Annotated in this window: 15 protein-coding genes and 1 riboswitch; of the genes, 8 read left to right on the top strand and 7 right to left on the bottom strand. The window is 38.7% G+C overall.

Translation table 11 applies throughout. The features are described 5' to 3' along the window. Positions 1–60: 60 nt before the first annotated feature. The 5 genes from ACTQ46_RS08525 (at position 61) to thiE (ending at position 3,996) form a co-directional block, all read left to right on the top strand. The gene (locus tag ACTQ46_RS08525; protein ID WP_441748979.1) at positions 61–828 is read left to right on the top strand and encodes a MerR family transcriptional regulator; all 768 of its coding nucleotides are present in this window, start codon (positions 61–63) and stop codon (positions 826–828) included. Between the two features lie 271 nt (positions 829–1,099). Then, a complete protein-coding gene (locus ACTQ46_RS08530; protein ID WP_441748981.1) occupies positions 1,100–1,783 on the top strand; it encodes a PHP-associated domain-containing protein in 684 nt (227 codons plus the stop codon). Positions 1,784–1,933: 150 nt separating this feature from the next. Then, positions 1,934–2,033, top strand: a riboswitch (TPP riboswitch). A gap of 58 nt (positions 2,034–2,091) precedes the next feature. Beyond that, the gene (thiW, locus tag ACTQ46_RS08535; RefSeq protein WP_441748983.1) at positions 2,092–2,592 is read left to right on the top strand and encodes an energy coupling factor transporter S component ThiW; all 501 of its coding nucleotides are present in this window, start codon (positions 2,092–2,094) and stop codon (positions 2,590–2,592) included. Continuing rightward, on the top strand, positions 2,589–3,374 hold the full coding sequence (locus ACTQ46_RS08540) for a hydroxyethylthiazole kinase (protein WP_441748984.1): 786 nt from the start codon (positions 2,589–2,591) through the stop codon (positions 3,372–3,374). The genes thiW and ACTQ46_RS08540 overlap by 4 nt, the downstream gene beginning before the upstream one ends. Next, positions 3,367–3,996 carry a thiamine phosphate synthase gene (gene thiE, locus ACTQ46_RS08545; protein ID WP_441748986.1) on the top strand — a complete coding sequence of 210 codons (630 nt, stop codon included), beginning with the start codon at positions 3,367–3,369 and terminating at the stop codon, positions 3,994–3,996. The genes ACTQ46_RS08540 and thiE overlap by 8 nt, the downstream gene beginning before the upstream one ends. A 373-nt stretch (positions 3,997–4,369) precedes the next feature. Here the strand turns inward: thiE and ACTQ46_RS08550 are convergent, their stop codons facing one another. From ACTQ46_RS08550 to ACTQ46_RS08565, 4 genes are all read right to left on the bottom strand, one after another. Further along, entirely contained in the window at positions 4,370–5,317 is a 948-nt protein-coding gene (locus ACTQ46_RS08550; protein WP_441748988.1) for an ABC transporter ATP-binding protein, read from the bottom strand. Next, entirely contained in the window at positions 5,318–5,689 is a 372-nt protein-coding gene (locus ACTQ46_RS08555) for a hypothetical protein (protein WP_441748990.1), read from the bottom strand. It abuts the gene before it with no gap. Between the two features lie 56 nt (positions 5,690–5,745). Next, positions 5,746–6,921, bottom strand: coding sequence for an ABC transporter permease (locus ACTQ46_RS08560; protein WP_441748992.1), 1,176 nt, complete (start codon positions 6,919–6,921; stop codon positions 5,746–5,748). Between the two features lie 89 nt (positions 6,922–7,010). Further along, complete coding sequence (locus ACTQ46_RS08565) at positions 7,011–8,072, bottom strand: extracellular solute-binding protein (RefSeq protein ID WP_441748994.1); 1,062 nt, start codon at positions 8,070–8,072, stop codon at positions 7,011–7,013. A 754-nt stretch (positions 8,073–8,826) separates the two neighbouring features. Between ACTQ46_RS08565 and ACTQ46_RS08570 the strand changes: the two genes are divergently transcribed. From ACTQ46_RS08570 to upp, 3 genes are all read left to right on the top strand, one after another. Then, a complete protein-coding gene (locus ACTQ46_RS08570) occupies positions 8,827–9,693 on the top strand; it encodes a fumarylacetoacetate hydrolase family protein (RefSeq protein ID WP_441748995.1) in 867 nt (288 codons plus the stop codon). 48 nt (positions 9,694–9,741) lie between these two features. Then, a complete protein-coding gene (locus ACTQ46_RS08575) occupies positions 9,742–10,659 on the top strand; it encodes an AEC family transporter (protein WP_441748997.1) in 918 nt (305 codons plus the stop codon). Between the two features lie 97 nt (positions 10,660–10,756). Continuing rightward, positions 10,757–11,386 (top strand): uracil phosphoribosyltransferase, encoded by a 630-nt coding sequence (upp, locus tag ACTQ46_RS08580; RefSeq protein WP_441748999.1) that lies wholly within the window; start codon positions 10,757–10,759, stop codon positions 11,384–11,386. Positions 11,387–11,749: 363 nt separating this feature from the next. Here upp and ACTQ46_RS08585 read toward each other — a convergent pair whose 3' ends face one another. From ACTQ46_RS08585 to grdC, 3 genes are all read right to left on the bottom strand, one after another. After that, positions 11,750–12,553 carry a DUF169 domain-containing protein gene (locus ACTQ46_RS08585; protein ID WP_441749001.1) on the bottom strand — a complete coding sequence of 268 codons (804 nt, stop codon included), beginning with the start codon at positions 12,551–12,553 and terminating at the stop codon, positions 11,750–11,752. A gap of 478 nt (positions 12,554–13,031) precedes the next feature. Next, positions 13,032–14,174 carry a glycine/sarcosine/betaine reductase complex component C subunit alpha gene (gene grdD / locus ACTQ46_RS08590; RefSeq protein ID WP_441749003.1) on the bottom strand — a complete coding sequence of 381 codons (1,143 nt, stop codon included), beginning with the start codon at positions 14,172–14,174 and terminating at the stop codon, positions 13,032–13,034. A gap of 10 nt (positions 14,175–14,184) precedes the next feature. After that, the gene (gene grdC, locus ACTQ46_RS08595; RefSeq protein ID WP_441749004.1) at positions 14,185–15,720 is read right to left on the bottom strand and encodes a glycine/sarcosine/betaine reductase complex component C subunit beta; all 1,536 of its coding nucleotides are present in this window, start codon (positions 15,718–15,720) and stop codon (positions 14,185–14,187) included. Positions 15,721–15,752 lie beyond the last annotated feature (32 nt).

Raw genomic sequence — 15,752 nt, forward strand, 5'->3', positions numbered from 1 at the left:
TGAATGAATTTTGTAGAATATAAGATATAATTATGTTATATCTTAAGGAGGTTTTACAAAATGAGTTATTTAAAAATAGGTCAATTGAGCAAATTGTTTAAAATAAATAAGCAAACGCTTCAATATTATGACAAGATCAAATTGCTTCGTCCTGATGATAAAGATAAAAAGACGGGATATAGACAATATAGTTCTAGTCAAATTTATGAGCTTGCAACGATTCGATATCTTAAAAAGATAGGCTATTCTTTAGACGATATATCTGATTATGTAAAATTTAAGGATCCAGATAAGACATTAGAAAGCTTAGAACAGCATTCAGAAATACTGTTAAAACAAAGCGAAGAGCTGCTTAAGATAAGAAAAGCGATTGAACGAAAAATTAATTTTACCCGAGAAAAGTTAATTTATTTAAATACAGATATTACCGCAGTTAATATCTTTCCTAATCGATTCTATCTGCCGATAGAAGAAGATTTACTCTATAGAAGCGACTCCTTTTACTTTTTTCCAACGATCGCGTTTTATGAAAATGAATTTAAATCCTTCGGAGCATATATAGGTGATAGGCTAGAAGATATCAGAAGGGATAGTGATTATAATACTCATGATGGTGAGCTGAAAGTTATCCCTAAAGGTAAATATTTATATGGTTATCATGTTGGGCCTTATGAAAATATAATGGAAACAACAGAGAATATGAGACAAAAGTATGAAGATTTATATTTAGATGATAAATCTGTAAACTTCAATATTATTGACCAATTTATTGAGACCCAAAAAGAAAAATACATAACAGAAATTCAGATAAAAGTGTTAGAAGATTAAGTATAAAGGAAAGTTTTTAAAATGAAATAGGAAAAGGAAAGTGAATAATAATTCGCTTTCTTTTTTTGTAATAAGAAACCCTTTCACTTTAAATTTTCATATAGGAAAATTCTTCTTTTGATAAACGTTACGCAACATTATGCATCTTGCTATTACTACAGTGATATTATAATATAATGTCAAGTTATTAACAGATGGAAAGCATTAGATTTAAGAGCTTTAATTAGGGAAAAATCAAAGATAATTTAAAGGGTATATTATAGGAGAGAATATGATAATCGATTTTCATATGCATGAGCGTACATTTTCTTCAGACAGCAAGATGAATTTGAAAGAAATGGTGCGGGAAGCGAAGAGAGTGGGTTTAGACGGGATCTGTATTACAGATCATGACAAGTACGGATTAGCGGATTATGCAAGAAAGATTTCTGCTCAGGAGGATTTTCCTATCTTTGTCGGAGTAGAGTATTTATCTATCGAGGGAGATATTTTAGCTTTTGGGATAGACGAATTGCCGAAACCGCATCTGGAAGCACAGGATTTTATCGACTGGGTAAATGTCAGGGGCGGTGTTTGTATAGCGGCTCATCCTTTTAGAGGAAACTCTAGAGGGTTGGGAGAAGATCTTTTAAGAGTGAGAGGTCTTGCCGGCATAGAAGTTTTAAACGGAAGTTCTACAGAAGAAGAGAATAAAAAAGCTTACGAGTATTGCAAGATGCTGGATCTTCAGCCTATCGGAGCCAGCGATTGCCATAATTTAATTGCCTTGGGACGCTATGCCACAAAAGTACCTTCCGATTGCAAAACGGTAACAGACCTTGTAGAGGCTTTAAAGAATGAAAGATGCGAGCCGATGGTATTGTCCGGATATACCAGTTATGATTTTGATGAAAAAAATAAGGACCAAGAGAAGTTTAATATCCAGATAGAAGAAAGACCTTTTATTCGGATGTAGAGGGGTAGACTCTGATTGTTTGAATCATAGGCAAAAACCTTAAGAATCTAGGCGAAATACTTGTCGATACAAAGAAAATATTTTTTTATAGTTCATATGAAAAATATTCAGTTTTGATTTGCATTTCTATAAGACTAAGAGTACAATTATACTAATCGCTGGGAGAGCAGAAGCTGAGATGCGCTATATGCGCGGATCCTTTGAACTTGACACGGGTAATGCCGTCGAAAGGAAGCAAAAAAGATGCCTTTTTTTGCACTCCTCGGGGTGCTTTTTTATTTGCTCGGCGAAAAAAGGAGGAATTTTAAATGAATAAAAATTTGAGAAAACAGTTGTGGATGGCCTTTTTGATTGCGCTGGGTTTTGTGTTGTCACCGATACTTCGAGTACCTGGGATGGCTCCGATGCAGCACTTTATTAATGTAATTGCAGCGGTTACTGTAGGGCCTGCGGGAGCTTTTGTTGTGGCGCTTCTTATTAATATTATGCGGATGATGTTTTTAGCCATTAGCCCTGTGGCGATAACAGGATCGGTATTCGGAGCGGCACTATCTGGAATCTTTTTTGTGAAGATTAAAAAGCCGTGGGGAGCTGCCGTAGGGGAGTGGATCGGAACAGGAATCATCGGTTCGTTATTGTCCTATCCTGTGATGGCTCTTATTATGGGAGTTCCAGAGATCGGGTGGCTTACATATGTACCAGGTTTTCTAGCGGGCACTTTATCCGGAGGACTTTTAGGTCTTTTCTTTGTACATATTATGGCGAAGAAAGAATTTTTTAAACAGATGATGGAAGAGGTGTTAAAGTGATCGAGTTATTAAGGAAGAAAGAGCCTCTAGCCCATCTTTTAGTCCATGATATGGTGAAAGCTGTTTCTGCCAATAGTACGCTTGTACTCGGAGCAAGTCCTCTTTGTGCGGATAATCCGGATGAAGTGGAAGAGATGACGGGAAGATCGGATCTTGTCTATGGAAATTTAGGAAGCAATACAAGGGATCGCTTAAAGTCTATAAAGATCGCTGCAGAAGATGCAATGAAACGAGGTATTCCTTTTCTATTAGATGTTTCAGGTACAGCAGCCTCTGCACATAGGCGTTCCTATGTGTATGATTTGGCGAAGGAAGGAAAAATTACGATCCTTAAAGGAAATGCTTCTGAAATTATTGCTTTATATAAGGATGAGAATACTGCCCGGGGAGTTGACTCGGAGACGGAATCAAAAGAAGCGGTGGAAGCAGGGATTCATTTAACTGAAAAAACAGCTGAAATTGTATGCATCACTGGAAAAACAGACTATATTACAGACGGAAAAAGAGTGACTGTTTTAAAGGGCGGAAGTTCAGATATGCCTAAGGTTACAGGAACAGGCTGTATCGGATCTCTTTTGACAGGGCTATTTTCCACAGTAGAGCTTTATGAAGGAGCTGTATATGGCATGGGAGTCAATGCAGTTTGCGGAGAAAAGGCCCTTCGAAGCTTACGAGAAAAAGGCCTAGGAATTGGATTTTATTATGCTGCCTTTATAAGCGCTTTAGAAGAATTAAAAGAAGAGGATTTGGCTGATTTAGAGAGGGAGGAGTTTAATGTATAAAACAAGGGAGAAGGGTGTTTATCTAATAACGGACAGCAGAGGACTTTCGGAGAAAGAGTTTTACGAAAGAATAGAGACGGCCTGCAGAGAAGGAATCGCTTTATTGCAGCTTCGGGAAAAGGATAGTTCTACAGCAGAGCTTTTAGAAAGAGGAAGGAAGATCAAAGAAATAGCAGGGCATTACGGCACTCCTTTTGTAATCGACGATCGTGTAGATATTGCTTTGGCAGTAGGCGCCGACGGGGTTCATGTAGGGGCAGACGATATGCCTGTTGCCATCGCCCGCAGACTGTTAGGTCCGGGAAAAATCGTTGGTGCTACAGCAAAAACAGTAGAAGCGGCGAAAAAGGCAGAAAGAGATGGTGCTGATTATGTAGGCGTAGGAGCGATATATGATACTACAACTCATGCAAATCCTGTTCGAACCTCTGTAGAGACACTTGCAGAGATTAAAAAAGCTGTAGATATCGATGTATTTGCCATCGGAGGGCTTAGGGCGGAAAATTTGGATATCTTAAAAGGAAGCGGTGTGGATGGAGTTTGTGTCGTGAGATATCTTATGCAGTCGGAAGATGTGGAAGGAGATTTAAAGAGATTAAAGGAAGCGGTTGAGAAGATATAGAGATAAGGAAAATGTGTAGTGTGAGAGAGGGGCCGATCGTTTCTAGCCAATCACAGAAGGACGCCGTCATTGGGAAACGAGTGGCGTGAGCTAGACCTAACTTGATTTTTGTTTTTTGAAAACTTAGTAGGTCTGGTGCAACTCGTTCTCCAAATGTGTTTTTTCATTTGGTTAAGAACGATCTGCTGACCTGCTGTCAAATCAAAATGCCTGATTTGAGCTAGGGCTTCAGAGAGTGAAGTTGTGGAAGAAACATAGAACTTGTTTCTTTTTAAAGGAAAGCGGAAAATTCGCTTTCCTTTTTTTGAAAGGTATTGTTTAGGCGGATAGTATTCATAGGAATCTGAAAATTTTAAAATGGATGGTCATTTAATCATCTCTGAGTGCTTTTAAAGTCGATGGGACGCCAGTTTATGAGGAAAGGATAGATCTTATTTATTTCTAAAGTGTTCTCTTGCAGGAACTGTTTCATAATAAGCTTTGTGCCATCTTTATCAAGGAGAGTGTATTGAACGAAATCGCCTAGATATTCTATGGACTGGACCTTTAAGGGGGAGCCTTCAGAGGAAAGTTTTATATCTTCCGGACGGCAGTAGAAGCCCTTTTTTATATTGGACTGGCCGATAAAGTCGAGGGCAAAGGCTGAATTTGGATGGAGATAGAGGTCTTCCGGGGAGGATTTTTGAATGAGTTTTCCTTCATTCATCAGCATGACTTCATCGGAGATAGAGAAGGCTTCGTTTTGATCATGAGTGACAAAGATCATTGTAACGCCAAATTCCTGCTGAACTTGCCGGATTTCTTCCCGCATTTGTTCTCGAAGTTTTGCATCAAGATTTGAAAGGGGTTCGTCTAATAATAAAAGCTTCGGCTTGATGATAAGACTTCTTGCCAGAGCAACCCGCTGCTGCTGTCCTCCGGATAATTGAGAAGGATATTTCTCCCCCTCTTCTTCAAGATGAACTTTGTTTAGGAAATCGTAAGCCATATCCCGTGCTTCTTTTTTTCGGATTCCTCTAAATTTTAAACCATAGGCTACATTTTCATAGACTTTCATATTCGGAAAAAGACCGTAGGATTGAAAAACTGTTGCCACTTCCCGCTCTTCTGGCGAGATAGGACTGATATCTTGTCCATTCAATAATATAGAGCCTTGATCCAATTTTAGAAATCCTCCGATAGCTCTTAAGATAGTTGTTTTCCCGCAGCCGGATGGGCCCAGCAATGTTAAGAGACGGCCTTCTTCTAAGGAAAAACTTACATTGTCTACGGCTGTTTTTTCGCCGTATTTTTTCGTAATATTTTTTATTTCTAAAAACATTTAGATCCTCTTTCCTTTAATAAGTTTCCGGGCGAGCAGATTAATACTTAAAGTCAATAGAATGATTATTGTTGCAATAACGGCTCCGATACTGTATTTCCCCGTTTGTATCACGTCGAACATTACAAGAGTTGCTACCTTCTGACCGGGATAGACAAGAAAGATAATAGAGCCTATTGTGGTCATAGAAGCGGTAAATCCGTTTGCGAAAGACATAAATAGACTTCCCTTTGACTGGGCAAAGAGAGCATCTTTTATAACGGCGAGATGATTTCCCCCGAGGTCTTTGATAGAACGAATCGTATCAATATTGAGTTCAGAGGCGGCTTCCGTTCCCAACTTCGAGGAGAAGGGAAGTGTTTTAAACAGCATATTTAAAACGACGATAGCAGCTGTTCCTGTGAAGGCGAATGGCGGATTCTTAAAGGCTAAGATATATCCGATTCCGAAGAAAGAGCCGGGATAATATAAGGAATCGTAGCGATCAAATCAATCCAGTACATAAATTTCTTTTTTCGTATGATTAGATAATAGCCGATCAAAAGACCGATAATGGCAGCTAAACTTCCTGCAATCAGAGAATAGAAGATACTTCGAAGGAAGGTGCCTGTAATATAGGGACTGGAATCTATAAAGTTCTGGAAAGTAAAGTAGGGTGTTCCCATATAGCGTTTTGTGAAAGCGGAAAAAAGAATCGCACCATAATTCAGCAGAATCCAGAGCAGAAAGAATAAAGAAATACCCTTTGTAATAACAGCAAAGAATCCTTTTCTTTCTAATTTTATAATATTGCCGCTAACCTTGCCTTCGTTTCTTTCCGCGTAGATATGTTTTCGATAGAAAGAAAAGGCAATCAAGGAGGGGATAAAGAGTATTGTATTTAACACAGCCGCATAATGGATATCGCCGCTTGAGATCATACTAAGATACGCTTCTGTCGCCATCGTTGAGAAGTTTCCACCGATAATGGTAGGTGTACTGAAGTCCGCTAAGCTCCGAATAAACGTAAGCATTGCGATGACCACTATGGTGTTCTTAATCATAGGGAGAATAATATCCAATATAATACGGTCGGAATGTGCACCCAGATCTCTTGAAGAATAGATGATTTCGTTATTGATTTTTGAAATAGCATTTATCGCAAGCAGGGTATTTATAGAAATAAAACCGATAGACTGCATCAGGATAATGCCCCACATGCCGTACGTGTTTAACGTTAAACCTAATAAATCATGGGTAATAAATCCCCGTCTTCCAAAAAGCTCGATATAAGAGAGGGAAGTGACGAAAGGCGGAGAAATCATGGTAATCAGAAGAATATTTTCGATTCGCTTTCGATTGCCGAAAAATACTGCATACACAGCGATTAAGACTGCGGCGATCGTGGAAAAAACAGTGGTTAAGATCCCTACCTGCAAAGAATTTTTAAGGAGAAAGGAATCTTCAAGAAAAAATTTTCGAAAACCAGAAAAATCAAGCTGTCCTTCTATAAATAAAGCTTCTGAAAATACAGAGAGGAAGGGCAGAAGAATAAAAAGGATTACGGAAAGGACAATTGTAATAAAAAGCAAAGAGTCCAGTTTGGCAGAAGTATTGTTTTTCATAGAGAACCTCGTAATTGATATTGTAGTTTCGAATTCTAAAATAGCCGAAGAAGAGAAAGGAAGTCTTTTCTTAATCGGCTATTTTTATATTATTTAGTTTCTTTATTAGAGGTTAATGCATTCCATTTGTCTAATATTTCAGTTCTTTGTGAACCAAATGTTGATAGATCTTGCTTGATCAACTTATCTTTTGGAAGACCTAAATCATAACCTTTAATATCAGGAACTACCATTTGTGCTCCGTCTTTACCGTCCAATCTAGCAATCATTTCCATAGCTTCAGGAGTAAACATGAAGTCTAAGAAAGCTTTTGCAATATCCGTGTTTTCGCTGCCTTTGAAAATAGCAATGCCTTCAGGAACCCAAGGAATTCCGTTTTCAGGATAGACAACGGTCAGATTGTTTTCTTCTGCAGCATCAAAGGCTGTTTTGTCTACAGGGATAATTCCAACTGCAAACTCGCCGGCAACGGTCTTTTCTTGCGGATCGCGACCACGCTTTCCGTAAAACGGTATATTTTCATTTAGTTTCTCTAAATAATCCCAGCCTTCGTTGCCGTACATATCAAGAAGACCTTTTACAGCCGCATAATTTGTTCCAGAAATAGCGGGACTGCTCATAATGATTTCCCCTTTATATTCTGGTTTAATGAGATCATCCCAAGATGCAGGTGCTGTCAGATTTTTTTGTGCTAAAACATCATTGTTGGCGATAAAGCCTACCACTGTAAGTCCTTTTGAATACCAGTATCCTTCAGGATCTTTGTATTCTGGAGCAACTTCCTCGGAACCTTTTGCAGTGTACTGTTCCAAAAGCCCGTCGGCCTTTGCCTGCATAAAAGAGTCCAAACCGCCGCCAAACCATAAGTCAGCCATAGGTTTTCCCCCTTCAGCTTTGACTCTGGATAAAACTTCCCCAGAACTCATAGACAAGAATTCAACCTTAGCACCGGTTTCTTTTGTGAATGCATCAAACAACTCAGCGTACTCATCGCTTGTGGCAACCACATTCATCGTTTTCCCTTCAAACTGAGCGGACTGATTTGTTTCAGAAGCTTGTCCGTCAGAAGTTTCCTGAGTGCTATTGTTTCCGCAAGCCGAAATTGTAAACATCAGTGCGAAGATCAATAATAAACGTACAAATTTTTTCATAATATCCTCCTTATATCCTCTAGAATGCTATAAGTGTATCAAAACAAAGGATGGATTTCATTATGCAACTTGGTAAAATGAACAGAAAGAATATTTATCGTTATACAAATAAAACTATACCGATCGAGGAAAATCTGTTATACTATTGTTGTGATCTCTTTATCCTTTATCATTGTAGAATCATCTCTAGAGTAAGGGATGATTAAAAGTCTATTTACTTCAAGTGAATACAATAAGTATTCGATCATGGTTTGGGAAATAACAGAAGCTTATAAAGCTTTTGTATTTCAATATTAGAAATGGAGACAAGCGCAGTTATAAAGAGGCTTTCAGCTATATTCAGATAGAGGAAGACTTTTACAAGGGTTGAGAGATAGTTTTCTTGAAGATTTCTTATTGGAACTCCTCTTGCATCACTTTAAGGAAACTTCTCCAATTCATAACTGCGTTTTGCTTCTATTTCAATATTCCAGATCTCCCCTCAATACATAGTAAAGGATAAGCAAAGACTCTCGTTGGGCTACGAGGGTCTTTGTTTTTTTGTCTTGTTCTAATAGATTAGAATTTGGTTTTCGGATTGCAGATTTTGTATCGTAAGCTATACAGACCCGGTGAAGAAGGGAGAGTTTTTAGCGTATTTATATACGATATAGTTAAGTATATAAAAGAACTGTTTTATTTTAAGCCCTAGTATCTGATATTATAGAAGGTAAGACATGTAAATTATAGAAAACGAACTTAAAGGAGACTTTCAATGAAACTTATTAGATTTAAGGATAAACAGGGTAATATCGCTATTGGGTTAGAAAAAGATGATTGCGTAGTGGATTTGAAGGAAATTCATTTAAGTAGACAATTTACAGACTTGAATGAGTTTATAGCAGAGCATAATGAAGAAGATATCGAAACCCTTCAGGATTTTAACGGTTACAAGGAAGGGGAGCCCCTTGATGAGGTTGAGGTTTTAGCGCCTTTCAAAGCAACAGTTCATGATGTAATATGTGTGGGTCTTAACTATAAGGAACATATCGAAGAATCTCGAAGCTCTGCAGCAGAAAATGCAGTATATTTTTCGAAGCGTTCAGAAGTGATCTCTGGTCCGGAAGATGAAGTGCTTTTGGATTTAAAGGTTCAAAATTCGATGGATTATGAAGCAGAGCTTGCTATTGTTATCGGAAAAAGAGGTAAAAACATTTCCGAAGAAGATGCCTTGGATTATATATTTGGATTTACGATTTTGAATGATTTTACTGCGAGGGAGCTTCAACAGAAGCATGGCCAGTGGTTTAAGGGAAAAAGTCTGGACGGGTTTACGTCTATCGGACCTGCTGTCGTTTATAAAGGGGATTTTACCTTTCCATTAGAACTTGATATCGAGTCTCGGGTAAATGGAGAAGCTCGCCAAGGGTCGAATACACGTTTGATGATAAGAGATATCGGAAGGCTGATTTACGAGCTTTCCCAAGGAGTTACTTTAGTGCCGGGGGACATTATCGCTACAGGTACGCCAAAGGGTGTAGGGATGGGCTTTACTCCTCCTAAATATTTAAAAGCCGGAGATACTGTGGAATGCGAAATCGAAGGAATCGGCGTTTTAAGAAATACGATAGTATCGGAGTAGATAAAAGGGAATGAGGCTTAGATAGAGAACTTTTTTCGAATAATAGATATGATTTTACCTGTATTTATTATTATGGGTATTGGTTTTCTAGGAAAAAAGGCAAGGTTGTTTTCGGAATCTTTTTTAATGAGCGCAAGCCGATTAGTATTCAATGTTTTTTTGCCGATCAATCTCTTTATGAATATTTATAATGCCGAGGGGATAGAGCAGGTAGAGTTGCCTTTGGTCTTATATTGTATTTCAGCTCTTATAGGGATCGTCATTGTTTTTTATCTTATCTATCGTAAAATGGGTTTTCCTTTAGAAGAACGGGCGATCATGATTCAGGCCTTATCCCGATCGAATATTGTGCTTTTTGGTTTATCTCTTGCAGGAAATTATTTTAATGCGGAAGCTTTAGCCCTTATTAGTATTTATATCGGGATAATATCTGCCTTTTCAAATGGCTTCTCGGTGCTGATCTATGAGGTGCTTTTAGGCGGGGAGAGAGGGTTTGATATTTTTCGAATTGTAAAGGCAGTTTTAAAGAATGCGGTTTTTATAGCAGCTCTTGCCGGGATTTTCGTAAATATAAGCGGAGCAGATCTTTATAAGCCTTTATGGACTGCCGGCAATGATCTGGCAGGGATTGCATCGCCTTTGGGTTTGATCTGCATAGGCGGGACGTTGAATTTCGATTCGCAAGAAGGCGAACGAAGGGCTCTTTGGACAACGGTTGTGTCCAAGGCGGTTATTATTCCCGTTGTGATGCTGAGTCTTTTCGTTTCTATAGGGGTAAGAGGCCCGGAGCTTTTTGTAATGATGATTATATTTGCAGCACCCGTTGCAGTAACGACTCATGCTATGAGTGTAATATATACTTCAAAATGCGAGCTCTGCGGAAAAATCATCGTCTACACGACCCTTTTAAATTCTCTTACGATATTTTTGTCTATGTATCTGTTAACAACTATGGGTTTACTATAGGATCCAGCTTTTTTCGGGAATTTATTGATCCTTGAGGAAAAGAGGGTTAAAATAATAATAGCAATTTATTTTATAAACTAACATACGGAGGAATAACATGAGTACTGTAACGATATTTGATCACCCGCTAATAAAGCACAAGCTGACTTTAATCAGGGATAAAAACACAGGGAACAAAGAGTTTCGCCATTTAATAGAGGAAGTAGCTACTTTAATGGCCTATGAAGCGACAAGGGATCTTCCTTGTGTAGAAATTGAAGTAGAAACACCTCTTGGAAAGACAATAGGCTATCAAATCAGTGGAAAGAAACTTGGAATTGTGCCGGTTCTTCGAGCGGGTCTTGGCATGGTGGATGGAATTTTAAATGTTATACCAGCAGCGAAAGTAGGCCATGTAGGCTTATATCGCGATCCGGAAACATTACAGCCAGTTGAGTATTACTGTAAGTTGCCGAAAGATGCTTCTGAGCGTATGATCTTTGTATTAGATCCGATGCTTGCAACAGGAGGTTCAGCATCTGCGGCAATTCAGTTCTTAAAGGATAGAGGCGTTACAAATATTAAATTCCTTTGTATTATAGCGAGTCCTGAGGGAGTGGAAGTGCTTCAAAGAGAGCATCCGGATGTGGATATTTATGTAGCTGCATTAGACGAAGGGCTAAACGATCACGCTTATATTGTTCCTGGATTAGGAGATGCAGGAGATCGTCTGTTTGGTACGAAGTAGGGGAAAGATAGGCGGGATTGCTATCGCAACCCAGGCAGGATCCCTAACGGGACCTAGGCTTTAGGCAGGACCGCTTTGCGGCCTAGGGAAAGGATAGAGGAAAGATAGCGGGTTTTTCTCTTCTTTAGATATCGATTACTATAGCGAGGTTTTGGTAGGAAATAGTTATAGTGATAAATATTTAGAGAAACGAACAAAACGAACGCCTAGTCCGGTATAAAATTTTAGATAAAAAAGAATCCTGTTTTTTTAACAGGATTCTTTTTTTGTTTTCTATAAAATTTTTTGAGCTTTAGCGAAAAAATATACTTTCCCTATACCCTAAAACCTATAACCTATTCCCTACTCCCTACAATGTACAACTTATTCTACGTCGATTTTTCCGCCTGTATAAGAACCGTCATCGTAGTTTTCGTTGAATTTTAATTCGTCGGAAGAAAGTCCTCGTTCTTCCAGTCTTTCTTTGATAGCTTCTTTGTTTTTGTTTCTTTCGAATGGATTAATCGTTTCTTTTATTCCATCAACAATCTCGTACCATTTTTTAAATGGAATGCCTATACCGATTTCGCTTGGCACCCAGTCAGCTACCAGTCTTGTTCCTGGACATAATAATGAGATGTTGATATCTTCGCTGTTATAAGGATAAGTTGTTAGATCTTGGCATACTGCCTGAAGACCTACTGTTCTTAAGTTTGTAGTATATCCGTTGTGATAACCGTGTCCTTGGATGATACGCATTACATTGTAAGAACTTCCTACTACGATGACAACATCCGGTTCTGTATCATAGTTTTCAAGAGGCATTACAGCGATACCGTAAGGTCTCTCTTTCATAAACATCATGTCGTCGTTTATTTTTTTAGACGTTTCCACGTCTTTATAAATACCTTTTTTAAATCTTCCTTTTCCGCTGGCAATCGGATCGGGAACGTCTGTGAAATTAAGAGCGAAGGCGCCGTTTGGACAGCCTTGGTTTTCTTTTGTCAGTTTCATAGACTGGCCTTTGCTGGCAAGCTGTACGGAGTTGCAGTATGTTACTTTACGATCTCTTTGATCTACTTCGAAGTTGTCGAAGGACTCTTTATCGAAGAAGAATTTCACTCCGACTGGTTTACGATCTAAATCAAGATAAGATTCGATTTGTGATACACTTTCTTTAATGTTCATACAATAGATCCCCCTTTTTATTTTAGAGCTGTTCTGATCTGCTTTGATTATATCAATAATAGGATAAGACATGCGAGATGTATATAAATGCATATCAGCTAGAAATAGCTGTAAATAGGAATGAGGGGGAAGTAAAAGAAGGTAAAAAAAAGTAAAAGAAAGTGTAGCCGATCGTTTCTAGCTAATCACGGGAAAATATCGTGATTAGGAAACGAGTGGCATGAGACCTGCACCCAAATCAAAATACCTGATTTGGGCTAGGGCTTCAGAGTATGATAGAGGGGAGAGGGGAGAGGGGAGTTGAGGAAGAAACATGAGGCTTGTTTCTTTGGGATAAGAGAATACTAGAAAACTGCTTAAAAAAAGTGGAGAACTCAAATGAAAGAGGAAGGGAAGGAATTTATAGGTATAGTTTAGTATGGGCTGCAATAAAAAAAGGCCTATATTTTTAATATATGGCCTTTTTTAGAGGGTATTTTTATAAGAAATCTTCTTTTTCAAGAATTTCTGTTGCATTTAGTACATTGGCTTCGCTGACCATTACGATAGGTCCGGTACAGCCCATGCCGCTTTCAGCATAAATTTTATTTTTCCATAGAGCTTGCACAGCATCATCTAAATCAAGAATATCAATTCCTGAGATAGAGCCTGTTACGACTTCTTTGGGAGGTGCTTCTGCTTCAGCTGCTTCTTCTGATGCTGGTTTTTTTGTGTTTAAAGAATCAATAACGGCATCGTAGCAATGTGAATTTACTTCTGTATATTCTTTTTGAACTTTGTCTTTGATGTTTCCTAAAACAAGATCATACGCGTATTTAATCGCATTGGCAATAACTGGAGCGCCAGAGGCTCTTGAAATGATTAGGACAGTACGATTGTATCCTTCTCCGATTCCAGGGCCATAACCATAGCCTACAGATTCGTAGCTTCCGCCGGTAGTAAAGGCAGAGAACATTTTCATTAGGATATTTCCAGTTAAAGAGTCTGTTACACAGACATCTGGAACGCCTTGCAATACGTCGTTTCCTCTAAGGACAGCTCCGCCGTCGCTTCTTTTGGACTCTGTATATTCAAATTCATATCCGTTGGCCCTCAGGTTGTTAAGGGCTTTTTCTACTTGTCGGGCACCGTCTACATTTAAGATTCCAACAGTAGGGTTTTCTTTTCCTAAAGCTTTCGCCACAGTAATACCGGCTACAGTATTTCTTACCATGCTTTCCACTCTATTCATAGAGCTTGAGCCTGTTGTGGTAGCGATAAGCATTTCTTTTCCGATACCTGGGGTAACAACTCTTCCTATAGTCGAAACGCCGATAGGGAAGTTGTAGTGCATAGTAATGCAGGCATCTAGATACTTGGAATCCAATAATTCTTCCATTTTCTTGTGAGCAGCTTCATCATCATCTGCTTCAACCAGTTCAAATTCTGTATCTGCTTTTGGGCCTATCAGGACAATGTCATAATGAGGAGACTTGGCTAAAGATGCTGCTTCCAGCATGTTTTCAACGCCATGTTCGCTTCCTGAGATTGTCAAACCGATCTTCGGTTTTTTAGCAAAAGAACCGCTTTCGATACCATCTGCTATTTCCAATAGGGCTTCTGCAATAATATTTTTTGACATATTATAACCTCTATTCTTGAACCATGTTTTCAGCTAATTCTCTTAAAGATTCACCTATAATTTTCTTGATTTCTTCTTTTGAAACGCCAGATCCTTCTTCAGCTGTGCTTCCATCGTTTCTTTCGCAGATTAAGGAAACACCGTCAAATAAGTTTGTCATTCTTCCTAAGAATAAGCTTCCTTTTCCAACAAGCATAGCTCTGTTTTTGTCGCCTGTAGTCATGTCATCAATCATAAATCCAACATAAGGCACTCCGGATGGAATATGTCCTTGGGTAGGAGCCCAGCCTGGAATTCCCTTTGCATCAATAAGATTTTTTAATTCTTTCTTTTCAATATCGCCGCGTTTTACAGCAAGAGCTGCAATCATTTTATAGTTGGCTTCAGGAACATTTCCAGCTCCTGCAGGTACTGTAATATCAGGGTTCTGCATTTCAACAGAATAGGTATCTACATCTGTAATTTTTAATCCGGCTTTGTCCAGTCCGTCGGTAATAAGGGAAGTCATAACAGCTTGAGGAGAAGATCCTGTTCCTACATTGTGCTTTCCTGTGATATCGGTACGGATGATTGGGCTTTCACCGTCGTTTTCAGATACAAGTACTGCAAAAGCGCCTAATACATCTTCAAGTACTGGAAGATCTTTTTTTACATGGTCTTTCGCATTCATGCCAAGTTTTGCAGTAGCACCGCCGGCTACAACTAATACGTTTTTGTAAACGCCTGCTTTTACAAGGGCTGCTGCATGGATAAGAGAGTGTAAAGGCGCCGCACAGAATCCTCTCGTATCGGATCCAGAAGCATTGGTAAGATCTACCATTTCTGCGATGGATTTTGCAAAGTTTCCGCCGCCTCTTTGGTTCATATCTCCGCAGGCTTCTTCTGAACATTCTATAACATAATCTATTTCGTCTTTATCAACAGAGGTAGTTCTTAGTAATGCAATGGCTGCTAAAACACCGGAAGCTTTTACGACAAGGTTTTCAAAGATGGTGTGAGCATTTAAGTTCACATCGACATCATGGGCTTGCTTTACAATACCCACTAATTTTCCGTCTTGGTAAAGCCCTTCTGCTTTGTGTTCGTCTAGTAAGTGTTTGTCGCCTTCTACATCATAAGGTTTAACTTTCGCGAAACGATCTGCTAATTCAGGATAGTTTTTTTCGATTTTAGGTTTTATTTCGTTTATAAATTCTTCTGTTAATTCTACTAATTCAAAAGAATCACAGATTTTCATAGCTGCTATAAATTCGTCTTGAGGAGTAATTTCTCCGAATTTTCCTTTTCTTTCGCCTTTATATTCCTGTTTGCACCAAGGCATTTCATAATTCTTTAATTCTTCAGGTCGTGCGTTTCCAATATATACTTGGTTTGGTAAATAGTTGACAACATCTTCATAAGATCTAATGTGTTTATCGATTTCTTTTAAGAAGTCTGAATCGGGGTTTACGATTCTTTCAGTTGAACAAGTTGTTCCATTTTGAACGATCATATCCGGTGTGTGAACAAGCACGTATCCGGCGTTTTTCATAACAGGGAATGACATAAAAAACCTCCATTTTTTATAATTGTGGATTC

It is taken from the genome of Gallicola sp. Sow4_E12, assembly GCF_052116305.1.
Classification (GTDB): domain Bacteria; phylum Bacillota; class Clostridia; order Tissierellales; family Peptoniphilaceae; genus JBQKLI01.